This window comes from Trueperella abortisuis (assembly GCF_030811095.1).
In the GTDB taxonomy this organism is placed as follows: Bacteria; Actinomycetota; Actinomycetes; order Actinomycetales; family Actinomycetaceae; genus Trueperella; species Trueperella abortisuis.
The window spans coordinates 1025051-1044501 of record NZ_JAUSQL010000001.1; the positions used below are offsets into that span (position 1 = coordinate 1025051).

Sequence of the window (19451 nt, forward strand, 5' to 3'; positions counted from 1 at the left end):
CAGCCGCGGATAGTGATCCACGCCATCCGGGTGTGGCTAAGAAAGGAGCGCAACAGTGGCCAAGCAGGCACCTTCGCGTCTCGATCAAGCAATTTCCCTCGCGAAGCGGCGCGGCTTCGTCTTCCCCTCGGGAGAAATCTACGGCGGCACGCGTTCCGCGTGGGACTACGGGCCGCTCGGCGTCGAGCTTAAGGAAAACGTCAAGCGCCAGTGGTGGAAGCGCAACGTGCAGGGTCGCGCCGACGTCGTCGGTCTGGATTCGTCCATCATCCTCCCGCGTCAGGTCTGGCACGCCTCCGGCCACGTGGACACGTTCTCCGACCCCCTCGTCGAGTGCCTCGAGTGCCACAAGCGCCTGCGCGAGGACGAGCTCATCGAGCAGTACGCCGCCAAGCACGAGGTGGCCGAAGCCGACGTGACGATGGACGACGTGGTGTGCCCCAACTGCGGTAACCGCGGCAAGTGGACCGAGCCGCGCGCGTTCTCCGGCATGCTTAAGACCTTCCTCGGCCCCGTCGACGACGAGGCCGGGCTTCACTACCTGCGCCCCGAGACCGCCCAGGGAATCTTCGTTAACTTCAACAACGTCATGACGTCGGCGCGCATGAAGCCCCCGTTCGGCATCGCCCAGACTGGTAAGTCCTTCCGCAACGAGATCACCCCGGGCAACTTCATCTTCCGCACCCGCGAGTTCGAGCAAATGGAGATCGAGTTCTTCGTCAAGCCGGGCGAGGACGAGGAATGGCACCAAAAGTGGATCGATGAGCGCCTCGCCTTCTACATCGACCTCGGTATCGACCCGGCCAACCTGCGCCTCTACGAGCACCCGCAGGAGAAGCTCTCCCACTACTCCAAGCGCACGGTGGACATCGAATACCGCTTCGGCTTCCCCAACTCCGAGTTCGGCGAGCTTGAAGGCATCGCCAACCGCACCGACTTCGACCTCACCGCGCACTCGGAGGCCTCCGGCAAGAAGCTGGAGTACTTCGACCAGCAGACCGGTGAACGCTACACCCCCTACGTCATCGAGCCCTCCGCGGGCCTGACCCGCTCGCTCATGGCCTTCCTCGTGGAGGCCTACGCCGAGGACGAGGCACCCAACACGAAGGGAGGGGTGGACAAGCGGGTGGTGCTCAAGCTCGACCCGCGCCTGGCCCCGGTGAAGGCGGCCATCCTTCCGCTCTCGCGCAAGGAGGAGCTGACCTCGGTGGCGAAGGACGTCGCCGCGCAGCTGCGCAAGTACTGGAACATCGACTACGACGACGCCGGAGCGGTCGGCCGCCGCTATCGCCGCCAGGATGAGATCGGCACGCCCTACTGCGTGACGATTGACTTCGACACCCTGGAGGACAAGGCCGTGACGGTGCGCGAGCGCGACTCGATGGAGCAGGTGCGCATCCCGCTGGAGGAGGTCAAGACGTTCCTGTCCGAGAAGCTGGCTGGCTGTTAGTGAGCGAGTCTCACGATGAGGTGGGCCACGTGCACTCGCACGCGGCCCACCTTCGGATGGGTCCGGGCCAGAGGCGTAAGGTCCGCACGATCCTCGCCGCGATCGTCGTGCCGCTGGCGATCGCCACGATCATTGGGTTGGTGGTGCTATGGCCACGCGGGCAGACCCCGGTTGGTTCGGTCCAGCTTAACTACGCGGGCTCGACGACGGCGGTGGGCACCGTCACGTCGATTGGCCAGGCCGATGAGTTGGGCCAGTACCAGGTGAGGATGTCGGTGGACGGGGTGGAGGTCCCGGTCCACGTGCCCTTCGAGATCGTGGGCAACGGGCTCGACGTCGGGGACACAATCAAGGCTCTCTTCAGCCCCGGATCCGCGGAGGGCGGCTCGCCGTACATTTTTGTGGACTTCGTTCGCGACGTTCCGCTGGGGGCGCTGGTGGCCCTTTACGTCATCGTGGTGGTGGCCGTGGCGCGGTGGAAGGGATTTGCCGCGCTGCTGGGTCTTTCCGCCTCGCTGGCGGTGGTGGGCGCCTTTATGCTCCCGGCCCTCATGGTGGGAACGGCGCCGCTGGCGGTCATCGTGGTGGGGGCAAGCGCGATGATGTTCGCCTCCATCTACTTCGCCCACGGGGTTTCCATCCGCACCACGACGGCGGTAATCGGCACCTTCGCCGGGCTCCTCATCACCGGGGTGCTGGCGGCGGCGTCGGTGACAGCAAACAATCTCACGGGCACGCTCTCCGACGACGCGATCTCACTGGCCGGGCAGCTGACTTACCTCAATATGAGCGACATTTTGCTGTGCGGGATCATCCTCGCCGGCCTGGGCGCGCTCAACGACGTGACGATCACGCAGGTGTCAACGGTGTGGGAGCTCCAGGCCGCCAACGAGGCTGCGAGCCGCACGAAGGTGTTCCGGCAGGCCATGGTGATTGGCCGGGACCACATCGCCTCCACGGTCTACACCCTCGCCTTCGCCTACGTCGGCACATCGTTGCCGCTGCTCATGAGCGCGGCTCTCGTGGACCGCGGGGTGCTTGACCTGTTCACGGTGGGCCAGATTGCTGAGGAGATCGTCCGCACCCTGGTGGCATCCATCGGCCTTGTTCTCGCCATCCCGATGACGACGGCGATCGCCACAGTCCTCGCCCCGATCGCGCCTTCACGGAAGGTGGCTTCGTGACGTTCCCGCCAGCCCCCGCTCGCGCCACCGCGCCGCAACGCGGCACGCCCGCCGTGCAGATCGGCGGCCTGGGCCTGGGCACCCCGCTCATGCTCGCCCCGATGGCGGGCGTGACCAACCCGCCCTTCAGGCAGCTGTGCCGCGAGTTCGGCGAGGCGGCGCTGGCCGATCTCACGGACGGTTTCGGTGCGGACATCGTCGCGAATCCCGGCGGCACTCCCGGGGCCGGGCACGCTCCCGGAACATTTGCGCCGGCCGGCCTGTACGTCTGCGAGATGATCACCTCACGGGCGCTCGTGGAGCAAACCCCCGAGACGATGCGGATGATCCAACCCGACATGGGTGACCCGGTGCGCTCGATCCAGATCTACGGGGTAGGCCCGGCCACCGTGGCGGAGGCGGTTCGGCTCGTCGTCGGCAACGGATACGCCGACCACATCGACCTCAACTTCGGCTGCCCCGTGCCCAAGGTGACCCGCAAGGGCGGCGGTTCGGCGCTACCCTGGAAACACGACCTGTTCGAGGCGATCGTGAGCGCGGCCGTCCGCGCGGCCGACCAGACCTCCGGCGGCCGGGTGCCCGTCACGGCGAAGGTGCGCATCGGCATCGACGAGGACCACGAAACCTTCCGTGACGCGGCACGAATCTGCGAAGACGCCGGGATCGCGGCCCTGACCCTTCACGCCCGCACCACCGCCCAGCACTACTCGGGCACGGCCCGCTGGGAAGTGATCGGCGACCTGGTGCGCGAATCGTCCCTGCCGGTGTTCGGCAACGGTGACGTGTTCGAGGCGCAGGACGCGGCGGCGATGATGAGGCAGACGGGCGCGGTCGGCGTCGTCGTCGGGCGCGGATGCCAAGGCCGGCCGTGGCTGTTCTACGACCTCGTGGCCGCCATGCACGGATCGGATCGGCGAATGCGACCGAACCTGGCGCAGGTGTGCCAGATCATCATGCGCCACGCCGCGCTCGCGGTGGACCACTTCGGCGAGGAGCGCCGGGCCATGCGGGAGATGCGCAAGCACGTGGGCTGGTACATGCGTGGCTTCGCCGTGGGCGGGCAGCTACGCCGCGACCTGGGACTCGTGAACACGCTGGAGGAGCTGGGCCTCCGGCTCAGCCAGCTCGACCTCACCCAGGGCTACCCGGAGGCAGCGAGCGGCCCGCGCGGCCGCGCCGGCGGGGAAAAGCAACCGCATCTGCCCGAATTCTGGCTCGATTCCCATGTTCTCTCCCCGGAGCAGAAGGCGCGCCTTCACGAGGCTGAGCTCGGCATCTCCGGGGGCTGACACTCCGCGCCGCCCTCGAGCAGGCTAGCGCTCAGGGCTAGCAGGCTAGCGCCGCAACCAGGCTGCCTCCCCGGGCGGGACGACGAGGTTGCCGTTTTCCTCGGGAAGCTCGATGAGGGAGGAGACGAGCACTCGCCCGTCGTTGGGCACGACATAAGGATAGGGCCCGAAGTTGAGCAACATGCTCACCTTGTCGGTGACCAGCCAGATGAATCCGTCCTGCGCCTTGTCGGTCGAGATGAGGATGGAGGAGCGGTGCAACGAGAGCGAGTCGCGCAGGCGCAGCGCGTGGCGCACCGACGGAGAACGACCCGGGATGTTCTGCTCGAAGTGGAGGAAGCCGGGGTAGAAGCACGCGGCGAGCAAAATGGCGCCCTCCGACAGGCGACCCGCACGGTTCTCGAGCGTGGCAAACGAGCAGTCCCAGGAAGGGATCGCGCCGGCGATCTCGAAGAACTGTAGCTTTTCGGAGACCTGATCGGAGAAGACATCGGGGGCGTAGGCGTCAGGGGTGGAGATTTGGAAACGCACCACGTCGAAGTAGTCCTCGAGGGCGTGGGCGCTGGCAGCCTCAAAGGTGGGGGCCGAGATGGCGGCGGAGACGATCGCGTCCGTGTGGGATTCAACGTAGGCGAGTAGCTCGCGGGTGTCCCAGCCGGCGTGGATGTGCGCGCCGGCGTCGGTGAGCGGCTCCTCGTCGGTGAGGTCGATCGTGCCCAGCTCCACGCCGAAGGCGCCGTGGGCGAACCACTGGTCGAGGATCTCATACCGGCCCTCGGCGAGGGCGGGGGCGCGGGAGACGACATTGGCGCCGACGTGGGGTAGCAGCCGCACGCCTCGCCGCGTGGCCGCGCGCGTGACCTTCTCGATGTAGGTCGGGTCGGCGTCGGCGAGCATCGCGGGCAGGGACATGACGTTCATGCCGAAACGGGCGCACTCGGAGATGAGGCCGAGGGCGACGTCAGTATTGTGGACTTCCTGCGGGGTCGCGTGGTACCACAGGTGGTGACGAGCCCACGGGCCAGGTACCTGCGGCGCGCGATACAGCGGCGAGGTTGACGGTGAACCCATAGATGCAATCACGTGTCCCATTGTGCCACAGCGGGTAAGGTGAGGGAGTGAGTTATTCTTCAACAGATACCCAGCGATGGGCACACGAGCCATCGAAGAATCCGTCCCGGACCGACTTCGAGCGCGACCGCGCCCGCGTTCTCCATTCTTCAGCTCTTCGCCGGCTCGGCGCGAAGACCCAGGTGGTCGGCCCCGAATCCAACGACTTCATCCGCACCCGCCTCACCCATTCCCTCGAGGTTGCCCAGGTGGGGCGGAGTCTGGCGAAGAACCTCGGCGCCGACCAAGACCTCGTGGAGGCGGCCTGCCTCTGCCACGACATCGGCCACCCACCCTTCGGGCACAACGGCGAGCGCACACTCAACGATATCTGCGCAGCCATCGGCGGTTTCGAGGGTAACGCCCAGACGCTGCGCGTCATCAGCCGTCTCGAACCCAAGCGTTTTCACGACGACGGCCGCCCGGCTGGTCTTAACCTCACGCGCGCCACGATCGACGCCACGATGAAGTATCCCTGGCCCCTTCACGGCGGCCCCGGCGGGGCGGAGAACCCCAAGTTCGGCTACTACGCCGACGATACGCCCGTTGTTGCGTGGGTGCGCGGGGATGAGGAGGGCAGGTGCGCCGAGGCGCAAATGATGGACCTGTCCGACGATATCGCCTACTCCGTTCACGACATCGAGGACGCGATCGTGCGCGGGAAGCTCAACCCCTCGGCGCTACGGGCGGATCGGACGCGGCAGGTCGACGACGTCGTCGCTTCAACCGTCCTGTGGTACGGCACAGCCGTCTCAGCCGACGAGCTGGTCGCGGCCTCCCAGCGCCTGTTTGCCATGCGCTCCTGGCCGACCCGCTACGAGGGAAGCCTGCGCGATTTGGCCCGGCTCAAGGACCTGACCTCGGATCTCATCGGCCGTTTTGTTTCGGCCGTGTGCGCGGCAAGTTTGGCCGCCACGGGCGGGGATCCTATCTTCCGTCACGGCGCCGATTTGACGGTCCCGCGCGAGACCCTGGCCGAGATCACGTTCCTCAAGGGGCTGGCGGTTCACTTCGTCATGGCTCCGCGCGAGTTCGAACCGGTCTACTACGAGCAGCGCACCCTCATCATGGATCTTGTCGACGCGATTATGGAGGACCCCGAGGAGCGCCTCGAGCGGCAGTTCCTCGACCAGTGGTGTCAGGCGGCGGGCGAGGAGGCGAAGCTGCGGGTCGTCGTCGACCAGGTCGCCTCGCTGACGGATCAGTCGGCGCGCCTGTGGCATGCCCGATTCTGCGGGATGCTCAGGCATTAGTTATCCACCGGGCGCTTGCCGGGGGCGATGGCCCCGGGTGTGGGGTTGACCGCGGCGGCGTCGTGCGCTTGCCGCTAAGATGGGGCTTGTGGCTGGGCTGATTAAACGGGAGAGTATCGATGAGGTGCGCTATCGCGCGCGCATCGAAGACGTCGTCGCCCAATACGTGACGCTCAAGAGCGCCGGGGTGGGCTCGATGAAGGGCCTGTGTCCGTTTCACGACGAGAAGACCCCCTCCTTCAACGTCCGCCCGCACGTGGGGCGCTGGCACTGCTTCGGCTGCGGCGAGGGAGGGGACGCGATCTCCTTCATCGAGAAGATCGAACATATCTCCTTCGTGGAGGCGGTCGAATACCTCGCGGAGAAGTTCGGCGTGAGCCTGCAATACGAGGAGGGCGCGCCAGCTCCGCGCGGTCCGCGTGACGTCACCCGTTCCCGGCTCATTGACGCACATCGGGTGGCCGAAGACTTCTACGTCAAGCAGCTCCATACGCCCGAGGGGGCCCAGGCTCGAGCCCTCCTCGAGGGGCGCGGCTTCGACGCCGAGGCCATCGCCTACTTCCGCGTCGGGTACTCGCCGAACTCCTGGGACGCCATACTCTCCGAGCTGCGACGCAAGGGCTTTACGGAGAAGGAGATCGCGGCGTCGGGGTTGGTCACAGCCGGAAGCCGCGGCCATTACGATCGTTTCCGCAACCGGGTGATGTGGCCGATCCACTCCATTACGGGTGAACCAATCGGGTTCGGTGCCCGCAAGCTCGGTGACGAGGAGGGGCCAAAGTACCTCAACACCCCCGAGACGATGATCTACAAGAAGTCCCAGGTGCTCTACGGCTTGGACCTGGCGAAGAAGGATATCGCCAAGGACCGGCGCATCGTGGTGGTCGAGGGCTACACCGACGTCATGGCGGCTCACCTCGCCGGGGTGCCCAACGCCGTCGCCACCTGCGGAACCGCCTTTGGCGAGGAACACGTCAAAATCGTGCGTCGGCTATTGGGGGACTCGGCCAACCCCGCCGCGGGCGTCATCCTTGCTTCGGGGCGGGCATTCGGCGGCGAGGTCATCTTCACCTTCGACGGTGACGAGGCGGGCCAAAAGGCGGCCCTGCGCGCCTTCCGCGAGGACCAGAGCTTCGGCGCGCAGACATTCGTGGCCGTCTCCCCGAACGGGCTCGACCCGTGCGACTACCGCCTCGCCTACGGGGACGAGGCGCTGAGAGCCATGATCGACGGGCGTGAGCCGCTGTTCGCGTTCGTATTGCGCTCCCTGCTTGCCGGCCTGCCGCTGAACACCGCCGAGGGCCGCACTGCCGGCCTGCGCGCAACGGCACCCGTGGTCGCCTCGATCCGGGACAGGGTGTTGCGCGGGGAGTACGTGCGCGAGCTGGCCGGCTACCTCGGGATGGACGAGCGGCAAGTCGCACACGGGGTGCGATATGCGGCGCGAGCACCGATCCCGGATCACGCGCAGGAGCCGGTCGCGCCGATGCCGAGTGCGCTACCCCCACGCAACCAGATCCGCGACCCGCTCGAGAGGATCGAGCGTCAGGCTCTCGAGGTGATGCTTCAGCTGCCCGGGCTGGCGCGGGTGGCCAACGCCCAGGACCTGCCGGCTCGCACCTTCACCGTTCCCACCCACCAGGCGGTTCACGACGCGATCAGGGCGGCGGGCGGCGTCGACATCTATCACAAGCACCTCGACCAGCTGCAGGCACAGGGCGACCCAATGCCCGAGGAGCGGGCCACGGCGTGGTACGTGGACCAGGTGATGGAGCACGCCGACGGAGTCGTAGCGCAAGCCGTCACCCAGTTGTCCGTGGAGCCGCTGCCCGAGATCGGCGATCAGTGGCCGTATGTGCGCGGCATCATGATGTCGCTCATCCGCCAGGGGATCACGCGGCAGATCGCGGAGATTCGCGGCCAGATGCGCAGAACCGCCCCTGACTCTCCCGACCAGGACGTGCTATTTGGCCGTTTGCTTGAGCTGGAGAATCAAAGGCGGGCCTTCGACGAAACCGACACCTAGTACCGTGGACGTAGGCGGGTGCCCTGTGCGCGCTGGCGTTAGCCCTTGTACCTGCCGGCGAGGGCCTCGACCTTGGCGACGAGCTCGCTCACGTCCTCGCCCTGGCCCGCGCGCATGCCGAGCAGGAACAGCGTCATGGGCGCGCCGGGGCGGGAGGGCCCATGCGCGATCGTGCTCACCAGGTCGAGCAGTTCGTCGCGGTGGGCGGTGACAGGCGCGGAGTCGGCGTCGATCTCTTCGGCGACGGCGTCGAGCCACTTCGCCATGATCGCCATCTTGGTTGCTTCGTCAGTCATGATTGGTCCTTTCTTTCTTTTGCCGTTTGTCGCGGTGCTTGTCATGGATGAGGGAAATAAGCACGGCGAGGAGGTAGAGCCCGATGAGGACAAACGCCTGGATCGTCATCGGCCAGGGCGATGGGAGCGGGTTGGCGATGGCGGCGAAGACGAAACAGAGCACGACTGCCCAGCGCCAGTGACGCAACATCGGCTTCCACCCCAGGATCCCGAGGAAGTTGAGCGCCACCAGCACCTCCGGCGCGAGAAACGACAGCCCGAAGGCCATGACCAGGCGCATGTAGAACGCCACGTAGGTGGTGGCACGCAAGAGGCTTGCCGAGTTTTCTGGGTTGAAACTGGTGAGGATGTCCACCGCCATGGGGGCCATCCGCATCCCGGAGAGCACGCCGGCGGCGAAGAGAACGACCCCCACAAACCCGAAGATGAGGACGTGGATCTTCTCTCGGCGCTTGAGGCCGGGGGCGATGAAGGCGAAGATCTGGTAAACCCACCACGGGCTCGTGACGATGGTTCCGATCCAGATCGACACCCTCAGCTTCAGATCGAATGCCGCGCCGATCGTGTCGAAGTTGAGCAACGCCTCCTGCTTGGTGATCGCGTTCAGAGGCGCGGTGATGTAGTCCATGACCGGCGCGTAGAGGTACCAGCCGGCGATGGACCCAAGCCCAATCCCGAGTAGTGACCATATGAGCCGCCGGCGTAGCTCCCGCAGGTGCTCACGAACCGGCATGATCCGTTCGGGATTGTTGCGCTTTCGGGCACTCACTGATGCTGCTGGTTATCCGCCTGGCCGTCACCGTTGGGGTTGGGCGGGGTCTGGGGGTAAGGCTGCTGGGGGTAAGGCTGCTGGGGGTAAGGCTGCTGGGGTAGTGCCTGGCCCGGAATCTGCTCACCCGGGACGTATCCACCCTGCTGAGGCGCCTGGCCGGGCTGCGCGTAGGGTGCCTGGCTGGGCTGCGGATAGGGTTGACCCTGGGGCGGGATCTGCTTGGGGTCGTCTTGCAGCTCGCGTAGCTCCTTCTTCATCACCTTCGCCGACTGGCCGAGCGAACGGGCGATGTCGGGCAACTTGGCGGTTCCGAAGATGATGAGCAGGACGATAACAAGGATGATGATGTGCGACGGCTTCATAAAGCTTCCTTTCCGGGAGTCGCCAGGGACACTAGTGTAACGAATTGGGCTCAGTTCTTTTTGTGATTCAGTGCGTTGGTCTGCTTCATCCAGGCTTCCATTTCCTCGTGGACGGCTTCGCGGATCATTTGGCGGGGGTCGAGGTCGCGCATGTCGAGTGCGGATAGGTCGAGGTCGGCAAGGCCCGCTCCTTGCAGGTCCGCCGTCGTCTCCTCGCGCACCCTGGCCGAAAAGCCCTTGGCCGCGTCGACGGCCTTGCGCAGTCCGCGCAGGGCACTGATGATCGCCTCGGGGCCGAGCACGATCACGGCCACGATCAGGATGATGAAGAACTCCCCTCCAGAAATCCCGAAAAACTCCATGGCTCGATCCTATCGCCTCACACCGTCTTTTCCGAGACCGCGAGCTCGAGCACGGCACTCGGTGTCCATGTAGAGTGAGCCCGTGAGCAAAGGGGAGGCAGGATGACGACGTCGTGGCAGGACTCGCTGCCAGAGCGCAAGGTTCGCTCGGTGCAGCTCGCAACAGCTCTGTATTCGCTTTCCCGTTTTTACGCGGAGGCCCCCAACCGCGAGGTGCTCGCGCGATTTGCGGATCCCGCGATGGCGCAGACCTGGCCGTTACGGGATCCGGTCTCGCTCGCCGCGATTGCCGAGATCGCGGACGGGCATGAGAGCGTCTACGCGCTCAACGCCGAGTTCGCCGCCCTCATCGGGCCGTCCGGCTCGCTACGCCTGACCGAGTCGGAGTTCACCGGCGAGGATCCGTTGCAGCTCGTGGAGGTGTTGGCCCAGCAGTACCGGGAGGCGGGTTACGCCTCCCAGAAAACGCAGAGCTACCCGCGCGACCACGTCGCCGTCGAGCTTGGTTTTCTCGCTCACCTCATTGTCGCGTCGGGCGAGGACGAACGTGTCCGCCGCTTCCTGCGCGAACACCTTGACCGGTACGTGGTGGAGCTTCTCGATGAGCTCGAAGCTCACGCAAGGACGGCAACGTACCGCGGCGTCGTCCACCTCACCCGCGCGGCGCTCACCAGGGTGAAGGAGCTGACGGGCGATTATGAGTGACGACGTCGGCGCGCTACTACGCTGGCTGCACGCCCATGATCTGCCCAAAGAGGTCGTGCTCGCGTGTGAGCATTCCCCGGCGGACAGGCCGGGGCGGGGACGCCAGCTCGTGGTGTGGAAGGGATGCCTGAGCGGAGCCCCGATCGGTGTGCCGGCCCAGCTGCTGGCGCTCGGGGTGGAACGCGTGAGCGTATTGCCCTGCCCGCTCAACTCCGAGGGCGTGCTGGCACAGATCCGCAGGTGGCAGTCGCTGACACCAGACCTCGTCGCCGTGGCGGAGACGAAACGGGCGATCTGGCGCGGGCCCGAACCCCTGCATCTGGGGCGGATTCCCCTGCCGCGACGCGCGCTTCTCGGCCTGGGGTTGCGCGATGCACAACCAATCCCCATCAAGGCTGACGACACCACGCGTACCCTCGCCGCCATCGAGCGTCTTTCCGAGCGCGGGCAGATCGGCAGGGGAGAGGGCCTTCACGCGCGGCTCGGGGGCGTTCGACTCGGCGCGACAGGATGTACGGCGTGCGGCGTGTGCGTGCAGGCATGCCCGACGGGCGCCCTCGACCTACGACCCGCCGCTGGTGCTTCGGAGCTCTGGCAACGCTCCGAGTTGTGTCGGGGCGAACAGCAGTGCGTGCACCTGTGCCCTGTCGGTGCCATGTGGGTCCAGGGCGATATGCGCCTTGGCGACCTGCTCGAGGAGCCCGAGCGTCGACTCGCCACGGTGGCGAGTGCGCGTTGCGCGAGGTGCGGTGGCGTTCATCCGGCAGAGGAAGGCGAGCTGTGCCAGGTGTGTGCCTATCGCGCCGCGAACCCGTTCGGTTCGATGATGCCGCCGGGGCAGGCGGTCTCACCTGGGCAGGCGGCGTCATCTCTGGCTGCGGATCAGAGCCGGCAGCCGGGACAGCCGCAGTAGCCCGGGCATGGACCCCGAGCACCGGACGAAGTGTCATTGAGGGGCCGGCCGCTGGTACACTATCGGGGCAAGCCCCCATAGCTCAGATGGTTAGAGCAGGGAACTCATAATTCTTTGGTCCCGGGTTCAAGTCCTGGTGGGGGCACGTGATGGGCGCCGGAAGGCGGACCCTGCCCCGGCGAAACGACCTCGGCCGTGTGGGCCGCGGATGCGACACATGCTGCCATGTATTCCCGGTAGCGGTGTCTGGCTGTGGATAATGCGTGCGTGGGCGTTGCGTGTGTGATTATGTTGGCTCTATGACTCAGCGAAATACCGCGCTTAGCGCGATTGTCGGAATTGTGGTGTGCGGGTTGGTGGGATGCGCCGCCGAGGGCGCGCCCGCCCAGCCGTCCACACAAGTCACCGAATCCGTCGCGGCCGAGCCCTCCAGCACGTACACGATCCCGCCACGCCCGGCGATGGAGCCACCGGCGGAGCCGGAGCTGACCGGTGTTGACATAGACAACGCCTACGTTCTTGCCAAGTATTACTTCGATCTATATAAGTACGTAGTAACCACGGGAGAAACAGCGAGCTGGGAGAAGTATGCCCATCCAGAGTGCGAATACTGCGCAAAAGTTCAGGCCAACGCCGAGAAAGATAGAGAAACGGGATCTTGGTCTGATGTCAAATTTGGAATTCTAAACTCTGAACGTTTCTACTCGACTGGCGACATCGATTTTAGGATCGATTTTCTGATCGAACGAGGTGAGATCACGTACTACACGCCTGACGAAGCGCATAAGGTGGATCCAGGACAAAACACTTTAGTTATTGGTCTTAAGGCTGAGGGAGATGAGCTGTTAGTACGCTCTTTTGACATTATAGGATCCTCATTCTTTGGCCAGGAGCAGTTGCCATGAAAGTGACCATCTTGGCCCTCGCGCTGATCCTGCCCTCCGTCGTCGTTGCTCCCGATGGCACCATTGTTGACTGGAATGTCGATGCAAGTGGCGGCGCAATTAACATCGATGCATCGAATAGTCGGTGGGAGGGCTATCCAGGTCCTCCAGGTAACCAGTCTGGTGACGCTCCGGCGTCGGGGGTGGGGTATTCTCCTGGGGGTAATGCGCGTCAGTTGGAGTCGTTGTCGTTGGACCAGCTGTGTGAGATGAATTATGGGTCGAATACGGGTGTGTCGTATTTTGAGTCGGGGCTGATGTCGGGGCCGCTTGCGGAGTACTGCTTGTACCGTAAGGATCAGGAGCCGACGGAGGGCGAGGCTCCCGCTGAGAAGCCCGCGGCGCGAATGACGGTGGCTGATCTTGGGTATTATGTTCAGGCTAATGCGCAAAGCATCATTGATGGTGGCGTGCTGTCTTTGCAACCGGCTTCCGGTGAAGTGGTGATTAACAAGGCGGTCTATTTCGCGTCGTCGGCAAGGCGATATACGGCGTCGGTGGCGGTGTTGGGTACGCCGGTGGAACTTGCCTTCACTCCTAAATCTTTCGAGTGGTTGCCGGGTGATGGCTCGAGCTTTGTGACGGGTGATCCGGGCGGGCCATATCCTGATGGTGGTGTGACGTATTCCTATGCTCGGCCGGGTTCATATGTGCCTGGGGTGCGCGTCGGCTGGGAGGTGTTGATCCGGGTCGCAGGTTCTGGTTGGTATCCGGTGCCGGGTGAGGCTTTCACGACCGTGCAGGCTCAACCGGTTACAGCCGTCGAAGCCGAGGCCGTACTGACAACGAATCGCTAGCCGCGGCGTCGTTCCAGTAGGCTGGGGATAGGCTCAAGCGGAAAGGAAGCCGGATGTCGAAGGACGAGCGAGCTGACGATGAAGAGGCGCCAACGAACAAATACGGGTTCAGCGAGGAGGACATGGCCACGCTCATGCGCGCCCGCAAACGCAACCTGGCCCTCGCGATCGTGGCAGGACTCGTCCTCGCGGTCCTTGGCTTCTTTGCCGCACAAAACATTAGCGGCGGCGATGCTGCGGCATGGGAGGCTATGAATGTTTGGTCGCTCTAAGCTACCCCGCTATCTCGCGGATGAAACAGGCATGCCGGCAGCGGCTAGTCCCATCGAACCGACAGGGGAGGGCACGTGGATCGGCGGCTGGGACGGCTACCTTGCGGTGATCCCCGCAGAGGGGGAGCGCAGCACCTACATGTGGTCGGACTTCGAGACCGGCACGTGGGACGATGACGCGAACACGCTCACCCTGACCTTCGTCGACCCTCGTACACCTTCCCTTAGCTTTGTCATTCCCCGTGAGGCCGACGGTCTCGCCATCATGATGATCCGTGAGAGGATTGAGCGATCGATCGTCTACACCCAGGTCTCGGAGCTCCCGAGCGGTGCGATAGCGCGCGGGCAGGTGCGCCGCAACCCGGACGATTCCCTCTTCACCCAAATCATCGTCGACTCCGACATCACCGAGGGGGACCGCTTCGCCCTCGACGCCCTTGATCACGAGCTACGTGAGGCGGTCGGCATCGATTAGGGCTCCCGCCAGCCAAGCGATTGGTCTTTCGGGGCGTGCCGACGCCTCCGGGCCCGGCCGGTTTTCGACGTGGCTGTGTAGAAACACACAATGCCCGAAATCGGCCCTCGTGGATTTCACTTTCGCAGGTGGTTGTGGTTAAAGTATTCACGTCGCTTTCCCGCGTAGCTCAATGGCAGAGCATTCGACTGTTAATCGAAGGGTTGTTGGTTCGAGTCCAACCGCGGGAGCCACCCAAAACCCCGGAATCTCAACGAAAAGCGAGAGACCGGGGTTCCCTTTTGCCCCGCCGGGGAATAAGCGGAGAATAAGAAACCCAACGGCTTATAGGTCAGGTGGGGGTCCGGACAGTTTCTTGGAGATTCTTAGGAGACTGTGATGAAGGTTGTTTACACTGATGAGCAGCGTCGCGAGGCGGTGGCGAAGTTTCGTAGGTGTCATTCGTATACCAAGACGTGTCGGGAGCTTGGCTATCCAAGTCTTCACGCGTTGCAGGTGTGGGTGGCTCTTCCCAAACCGGCGGGCGGGGCGATGGCGTCGAGCTATCCCATCCTGTCATGACCCACCAGAGGCCAGCGACGGCCGTATCCCTCAGACTCCCTTTTAGACCGTGAGCTCCCAGAGTTCCCGTCGCCAGGCGCTCGCATGTCGGAGGGAAAGTGAGACAATATCAGCATGACGTATCGAGATATCCGTGTAGTTGGTGACCCCGTCCTTCGAACCGTCTGCGACCCGATCCGGGACATCACCCCCGGCATTAAGCAGCTGGTGGAGGACCTCCTAGAGAACGTGGATGAGGAGGGCCGTGCGGGGCTCGCCGCTAACCAGATTGGCGTGTCCTACCGCGCTTTCTCGTGGAACATTGAAGGCGAGCTGGGCTACATCCTCAATCCCATCATCGTCGAACTATCCGAGGAGACGCAGGACGGCGACGAGGGGTGCCTTTCCGTGCCCGACCTGTGGTTTCCCGCAACGCGGGCCATGTACGCCCGGGCGGAGGGAACCGACCTCGACGGGAAGAAGGTCGTGGTGGAGGGCCGCGAGATATGGGGCCGTCTCATTCAGCACGAGGTGGATCACCTTGATGGCCACCTCTTCCTCGACCGGCTCGACCGGCACTTGCGTCGCGAGGCCTTCCACCAATTGCGGGAGAACCAAGTGCGGGAAAGGAAATGAGCAGGGTCATCGTTCTCGCGGGAGCGTCCGGATTCATCGGCTCTCGCCTGATCGAGGCTACCCTCAGTAGCGGTTATGAGGTGCGCCAGCTGGTGCGCTCGCCGAGGCACTCAGCTACAGCGGGCGTCACATACTACGCGTGGGACCCGGCGGCGGGCACGATCGACGAGTCCGCACTCGCCGGCGCCTACGGCGTCGTCTGCCTCAATGGTGCGGGCCTACTCTCGCGGCCGTGGACCGCGGCCTACAAACGGACCTTGTGGGACTCGCGGCTATCCTCGGTGGCGACGCTCGTGGGCGCGATGCGCTCGCATCGACCCGAGGTCTTCCTCTCCGGTTCTGCGGTTGGCTACTACGGCCCGGACCGAGGCGACGAGATTCTCACGGAGGGCTCCACGTCTGGGTCGGGTTTCCTTGCGCGATTGTGCGAGGCGTGGGAGGAAGGGGCGCTGACGGCCGAGCGCCTGGGTGTGCGAACGCTCCGGCTTCGCACGGGCCTGGTGATGGGCGGCGAGGGTGGCATGCTCGGCATCCTCCAGCATCCGTACCGGATGGGATTGGGTGCGAAGCTCGGCGACGGCTCGGCGTGGATGTCGACCATCGCCCGTGACGACTACGTCCGCGCGCTTCTCTTCCTGCTGGCACACGACGAGGTTTCCGGGCCGGTCAATATGGTCGGTCCAAACCCCGTCCGCAACGCCTTCTGGCATCGCGCCCTCGCACGCCACTTTCGGCGTCCGGCTTTCTTGACAGTCCCGACGCCGGTGGCGCGGCTTGCGGGGGAGATGGCGAGTGAGGCGGTGCTCGCATCCCAACGCGCCTATCCGCGGGCTCTTCTTGATCATGGCTTTACCTTCCTCGCCCCGGACGTTGAGGAAATTTTCGCCCATGAACTGCCGCTGGGGTGACTTTCGGTCGAGCGTGTGGCATCCTTGAAGTATCGAGCCTCGCTTGAGTGTTAAGGGGAATTTCACCCAAGCAGGAGGTTACGGTGAACAACAAAGCCACACGTGGCGTCATATTCATTCATTCTGTGACACCGGCCGTTCAACCTCATGTTGAGTGGGCGGTGGCAAGCGTACTTGGATACCCCGTTCATTTCGAATGGACTAAGCAGCCCGCGCTACCCAACATGAACCGTGGTGAGGTGTCGTGGACGGGGGAGTCGGGCACAGGCGCGCAGCTCGCCTCCGCCCTCGGCGGCTGGGAGCACCTACGTTTTGAGGTCACCGAAGAGCCGACGTCCGTCAGCGACGGCGGCCGGTGGTCGTGCACGCCCGGCCTCGGAATCTTCTACGCGCAGACCGACCTCCTCGGCAACGTCGTCGTGCCTGAGAACCGGATTCGGGCGGCGATCGAGGACTCCCACGGTGATCCCGACGAGCTGCGCCGGCTGCTCGACGTCGCTCTCGGGCAAGCTTGGGACGACGAGCTCGAGGTGTTCCGCTACGCGGGCGCGGGGGCGCCCGTACGCTGGCTTCACCGGGTCGGCTAGCCGCGGTCGTGCTCCGCGCTACCGGGCGGAGTGACCCGCATGTGCGGCGGACCTACTTGAAGAGATTGGCAAGATCTTCCATGGCAGCCGCCAGATCCTCGGCGTCGTCCTCGCCGCTCGCATCCTCCTGCGCGGGCTCGACGACGTCGTCCGCGCCAGTCTCGCAACCGGCATCGGGTTGCGCCGCCTCGCCTTCACTTTCGAGCTCGCCGACCTGCCCGGTGTAATCGGCCGGCACATCCGTCAGCGCGTGGGAGAGCAGGTCGCCGAGCGTCGTCGCGGCGCAGATGTCGGCGTCGTCGATTGGCACCTTTGCCAGCTTCTCCAGCCCGGTGGCTAGCGCCCAGGTGGAGACGAGGTCAAGCTCGAGGTCCTCACGGAGGCGAGCATCGGCGACGATCTCGGTTTGGGGAATCTCGGGGGCGATGTCGGCCAGCACGACGCGGGCGCGTGCGAGGGCGAGATCTTCGCGGGAAACCATGTTCACTCCTTGAACGAAGGCGGCATCCGATCCATGGCGGAATCGGCTAGGCTAAGAGTATGGCATTTCTAGATCTCATGCGTAAGTTCTTCCACGCCTCCCATCAGGACGAAGAACTTGGCATCGTTGCCGAGGCGCTCGAACTACGCGAGAAGCTGGCGAAGGATCCCAACGATGTTGCGGCTTTCGACGAGCTCGCCTCGCTTATCAAGGGCTTTGCGGTCTCGCGGGAGCCGGCCGACCCGCTGACGGGCGAGTCAGGCGAGGCCGACCCGAAGCTAGTGCTGTGGGCATTAAGCGAGGAGATCGGCTCGGACTCGCGGGCCTGGTACCCGCTCATCCAGCTCGCCTGGCTCTCCGGCCCCGAGGATTCGGAGGCCGCGCAGCGCTACCTCGAGACCGCGGCGGACCGGGAGGAGACCGGCATCGCGCTCGCCGAGGGTATCAAGCTTCTGCGTGAGACCGGGCAGAACGAGGCCGCCATCCAGCTTGGCCTTGGACGCTGGAGGCCCGCCGAGCAGATCGTGGGCGTGGCCGAGGAGCTTGTCACGGCGGCGCTGGCAGCGAACAAGGTCGACGAGGCCGCCAAATACCTGAAGATTCTCAAAGAATCGGGTGAGTCCGGCGAGCTCGTGGACGATCTGGAAATCGCGATAGCTACGAGGAAGGCAAATAATGGCTACGTACGTTGAACTTCATCCACAAGATCCGCAGCCGCGGATGGTCTCCAAGGTGGTCGATCGGCTCAAGCGCGGCGAGGTGATCGCCCTGCCCACCGATTCGGGCTACGCCATTGCCTGCACGCTGGCGAACAAGGAGGGACTGGACCGGATCCGCACGATCCGCCAAGTCGGCGCGAAGCACCACTTTACGCTTCTGTGTGCGAACTTTGCCCAGCTAGGACACTTCGTCATCGTCGATAACTCATTCTTCCGGCTCATCAAATCGCTCACGCCCGGTCCCTACACCTTCATCCTCAAGGGCACGAAGGACGTGCCACGCATGACGCTCAACCCCAAGAAGAACACGGTCGGCGTGCGCATCCCGGACCACCGGATCGTTCAGGCGATCCTGTCTGAGCTGGGGGAGCCGCTGCTGTCCTCCACTCTCATCATGCCGGGTGAGGAGGAGCCGCTCGAGGAAGGCTGGATTGTCGACGATCGCCTCGGCAACGCCCTCGACGTCGTCGTTGACGGCCCGGTGGGCAGCGGCCCGACCAGCGTCGTCGACCTCTCCAGCGGCGAGGCCGTCATCGTGCGCGAAGGAGCCGGGGACCTGACGATGTTTGACATCTCATGATCAAGGCCGTCCTTTTCGACCTCGACGGTACGCTCACCGACTCAGCGCCCGTCGTCACCGCTACCCTCGCCGCCACCATGAAGTCGCTCGCCGGCGTGGAATTGCCCTTGGCGGCCTTCCGCAAGTACCTCGGCCCGCCGCTCAAGGCCAGCTTCGCTGACCTGGGCGTCCCCGCCGACGAGGTGCAGGCTTACGTGGCGGAGTACCGTCGCCGTTACTCCGCCGTTGCCAACGACGTCGAGCTCTTCGCCGGCACGCGCCAGCTCCTTCAGGATCTGCACGACGACGGTTTCGCGCTCGGCCTCGCCACCTCCAAGTTCCAGCGCAGCGCGCGTGGCGTGTGCGAGCACCTGGGAATCGCCCACCTCTTCGACGCACTCTGCGGCGACACCACAGAGAAGAACCTCTTCGGCAAAGCCGAGGTTGTTCAAGCGGCGCTCAATGAGCTTCATGAGAAAGGCATCCTTGACGCCGGGGCCAACCGGCCCGCCAATTCGGGCACGACGGCGAGCCTAGCACTCGACCCCGCGCAATCCCGAGCCGCAGTGAACTGGCGCGACGACGTCGTTATGGTAGGTGACCGCATCTACGACGTCGAGGGCGCGGGCGTGCACGGCGTGCGCACAGTCCTCGTCGAATGGGCCGACTGCTGGCCCGACGAGCGCGATCGCGCATGGGCCACGGTGTCCTCCCCGCGCGAGCTACATCAGCTGGTGGGGGAGGTCCGCACGCGCGGCTTTTAGGCGTGCTCTGGTGGCTGGTGGGCGCAACTTGTGCCTGGCGTTGCGCC

General features: G+C 64.8%; 23 protein-coding genes and 2 tRNA genes. 19 read left to right on the forward strand and 6 right to left on the reverse strand.

Annotated elements, in window-relative coordinates:
* Positions 1-55 precede the first annotated feature (55 nt).
* The 3 genes from J2S45_RS04515 to dusB are packed head-to-tail and all read left to right on the forward strand — an operon-like array spanning position 56 to position 3923.
* Positions 56-1450 carry a glycine--tRNA ligase gene (locus J2S45_RS04515; protein ID WP_307634669.1) on the forward strand — a complete coding sequence of 465 codons (1395 nt, stop codon included), beginning with the start codon at positions 56-58 and terminating at the stop codon, positions 1448-1450.
* Positions 1450-2634 carry a YibE/F family protein gene (locus tag J2S45_RS04520; RefSeq protein WP_307634670.1) on the forward strand — a complete coding sequence of 395 codons (1185 nt, stop codon included), beginning with the start codon at positions 1450-1452 and terminating at the stop codon, positions 2632-2634. The genes J2S45_RS04515 and J2S45_RS04520 overlap by 1 nt, the downstream gene beginning before the upstream one ends.
* Positions 2635-2693: 59 nt before the next feature.
* On the forward strand, positions 2694-3923 hold the full coding sequence (gene dusB, locus J2S45_RS04525; RefSeq protein WP_307635428.1) for a tRNA dihydrouridine synthase DusB: 1230 nt from the start codon (positions 2694-2696) through the stop codon (positions 3921-3923).
* Between the two features lie 45 nt (positions 3924-3968).
* Here the strand turns inward: dusB and J2S45_RS04530 are convergent, their stop codons facing one another.
* The gene (locus J2S45_RS04530) at positions 3969-4994 is read right to left on the reverse strand and encodes a hypothetical protein (RefSeq protein ID WP_307634671.1); all 1026 of its coding nucleotides are present in this window, start codon (positions 4992-4994) and stop codon (positions 3969-3971) included.
* Between the two features lie 47 nt (positions 4995-5041).
* On the opposite strand from J2S45_RS04530, the gene J2S45_RS04535 reads away from it, so the two are divergent.
* Positions 5042-6286 (forward strand): deoxyguanosinetriphosphate triphosphohydrolase, encoded by a 1245-nt coding sequence (locus J2S45_RS04535; protein WP_307634672.1) that lies wholly within the window; start codon positions 5042-5044, stop codon positions 6284-6286.
* An 88-nt stretch (positions 6287-6374) separates the two neighbouring features.
* A complete protein-coding gene (gene dnaG / locus J2S45_RS04540; protein WP_307634673.1) occupies positions 6375-8312 on the forward strand; it encodes a DNA primase in 1938 nt (645 codons plus the stop codon).
* Between the two features lie 38 nt (positions 8313-8350).
* On the opposite strand, the gene J2S45_RS04545 is transcribed toward dnaG, so the two are convergent.
* From J2S45_RS04545 to J2S45_RS04560, 4 genes are read right to left on the reverse strand one after another with little or no spacing between them, the layout of a single operon-like run.
* Positions 8351-8608, reverse strand: coding sequence for a DUF6457 domain-containing protein (locus tag J2S45_RS04545; protein ID WP_307634674.1), 258 nt, complete (start codon positions 8606-8608; stop codon positions 8351-8353).
* The gene (gene tatC / locus J2S45_RS04550; RefSeq protein WP_307634675.1) at positions 8601-9377 is read right to left on the reverse strand and encodes a twin-arginine translocase subunit TatC; all 777 of its coding nucleotides are present in this window, start codon (positions 9375-9377) and stop codon (positions 8601-8603) included. Before tatC ends, J2S45_RS04545 begins: the two co-directional genes overlap by 8 nt.
* Complete coding sequence (locus J2S45_RS04555) at positions 9374-9742, reverse strand: twin-arginine translocase TatA/TatE family subunit (RefSeq protein WP_307634676.1); 369 nt, start codon at positions 9740-9742, stop codon at positions 9374-9376. The genes tatC and J2S45_RS04555 overlap by 4 nt, the downstream gene beginning before the upstream one ends.
* Positions 9743-9792: 50 nt before the next feature.
* Positions 9793-10104: a Sec-independent protein translocase family protein gene (locus J2S45_RS04560; protein ID WP_307634677.1), complete on the reverse strand. Its 312-nt coding sequence runs from the start codon at positions 10102-10104 to the stop codon at positions 9793-9795.
* A 102-nt stretch (positions 10105-10206) separates the two neighbouring features.
* On the opposite strand from J2S45_RS04560, the gene J2S45_RS04565 reads away from it, so the two are divergent.
* The 11 genes from J2S45_RS04565 to J2S45_RS04615 all read left to right on the forward strand — a co-directional run bounded on the left by J2S45_RS04565 (position 10207) and on the right by J2S45_RS04615 (position 16881).
* Positions 10207-10809, forward strand: coding sequence for a TorD/DmsD family molecular chaperone (locus tag J2S45_RS04565; RefSeq protein WP_300047406.1), 603 nt, complete (start codon positions 10207-10209; stop codon positions 10807-10809).
* Positions 10802-11722, forward strand: a complete 921-nt coding sequence (locus tag J2S45_RS04570) for a 4Fe-4S dicluster domain-containing protein (RefSeq protein WP_307634678.1) — start codon at positions 10802-10804, stop codon at positions 11720-11722. Before J2S45_RS04565 ends, J2S45_RS04570 begins: the two co-directional genes overlap by 8 nt.
* 71 nt (positions 11723-11793) lie before the next feature.
* Positions 11794-11867, forward strand: a tRNA-Ile gene (locus J2S45_RS04575).
* A 154-nt stretch (positions 11868-12021) separates the two neighbouring features.
* Complete coding sequence (locus J2S45_RS04580) at positions 12022-12627, forward strand: DUF6318 family protein (protein WP_307634679.1); 606 nt, start codon at positions 12022-12024, stop codon at positions 12625-12627.
* Complete coding sequence (locus tag J2S45_RS04585; protein ID WP_307634680.1) at positions 12624-13463, forward strand: hypothetical protein; 840 nt, start codon at positions 12624-12626, stop codon at positions 13461-13463. Before J2S45_RS04580 ends, J2S45_RS04585 begins: the two co-directional genes overlap by 4 nt.
* A 53-nt stretch (positions 13464-13516) precedes the next feature.
* Entirely contained in the window at positions 13517-13735 is a 219-nt protein-coding gene (locus tag J2S45_RS04590) for a hypothetical protein (protein WP_296931381.1), read from the forward strand.
* On the forward strand, positions 13719-14210 hold the full coding sequence (locus J2S45_RS04595; protein WP_307634681.1) for a hypothetical protein: 492 nt from the start codon (positions 13719-13721) through the stop codon (positions 14208-14210). The genes J2S45_RS04590 and J2S45_RS04595 overlap by 17 nt, the downstream gene beginning before the upstream one ends.
* A 158-nt stretch (positions 14211-14368) precedes the next feature.
* A tRNA-Asn gene (locus J2S45_RS04600) sits at positions 14369-14443 on the forward strand.
* 442 nt (positions 14444-14885) lie between these two features.
* Positions 14886-15386 (forward strand): peptide deformylase, encoded by a 501-nt coding sequence (def, locus tag J2S45_RS04605; RefSeq protein ID WP_296931385.1) that lies wholly within the window; start codon positions 14886-14888, stop codon positions 15384-15386.
* Complete coding sequence (locus J2S45_RS04610) at positions 15383-16294, forward strand: TIGR01777 family oxidoreductase (protein ID WP_307634682.1); 912 nt, start codon at positions 15383-15385, stop codon at positions 16292-16294. The genes def and J2S45_RS04610 overlap by 4 nt, the downstream gene beginning before the upstream one ends.
* 83 nt (positions 16295-16377) lie before the next feature.
* Positions 16378-16881: a DUF3145 domain-containing protein gene (locus J2S45_RS04615; RefSeq protein ID WP_270974357.1), complete on the forward strand. Its 504-nt coding sequence runs from the start codon at positions 16378-16380 to the stop codon at positions 16879-16881.
* Between the two features lie 52 nt (positions 16882-16933).
* Here the strand turns inward: J2S45_RS04615 and J2S45_RS04620 are convergent, their stop codons facing one another.
* Positions 16934-17362 (reverse strand): hypothetical protein, encoded by a 429-nt coding sequence (locus tag J2S45_RS04620; RefSeq protein ID WP_307634683.1) that lies wholly within the window; start codon positions 17360-17362, stop codon positions 16934-16936.
* A 59-nt stretch (positions 17363-17421) separates the two neighbouring features.
* Here J2S45_RS04620 and J2S45_RS04625 point away from each other — a divergent pair, with 59 nt between their 5' ends.
* From J2S45_RS04625 to J2S45_RS04635, 3 genes are read left to right on the forward strand one after another with little or no spacing between them, the layout of a single operon-like run.
* Entirely contained in the window at positions 17422-18054 is a 633-nt protein-coding gene (locus tag J2S45_RS04625; protein ID WP_296931392.1) for a hypothetical protein, read from the forward strand.
* The gene (locus J2S45_RS04630) at positions 18038-18661 is read left to right on the forward strand and encodes an L-threonylcarbamoyladenylate synthase (RefSeq protein ID WP_270974365.1); all 624 of its coding nucleotides are present in this window, start codon (positions 18038-18040) and stop codon (positions 18659-18661) included. Before J2S45_RS04625 ends, J2S45_RS04630 begins: the two co-directional genes overlap by 17 nt.
* Complete coding sequence (locus tag J2S45_RS04635; protein WP_307634684.1) at positions 18658-19404, forward strand: HAD hydrolase-like protein; 747 nt, start codon at positions 18658-18660, stop codon at positions 19402-19404. The genes J2S45_RS04630 and J2S45_RS04635 overlap by 4 nt, the downstream gene beginning before the upstream one ends.
* Positions 19405-19451: the final 47 nt, after the last annotated feature.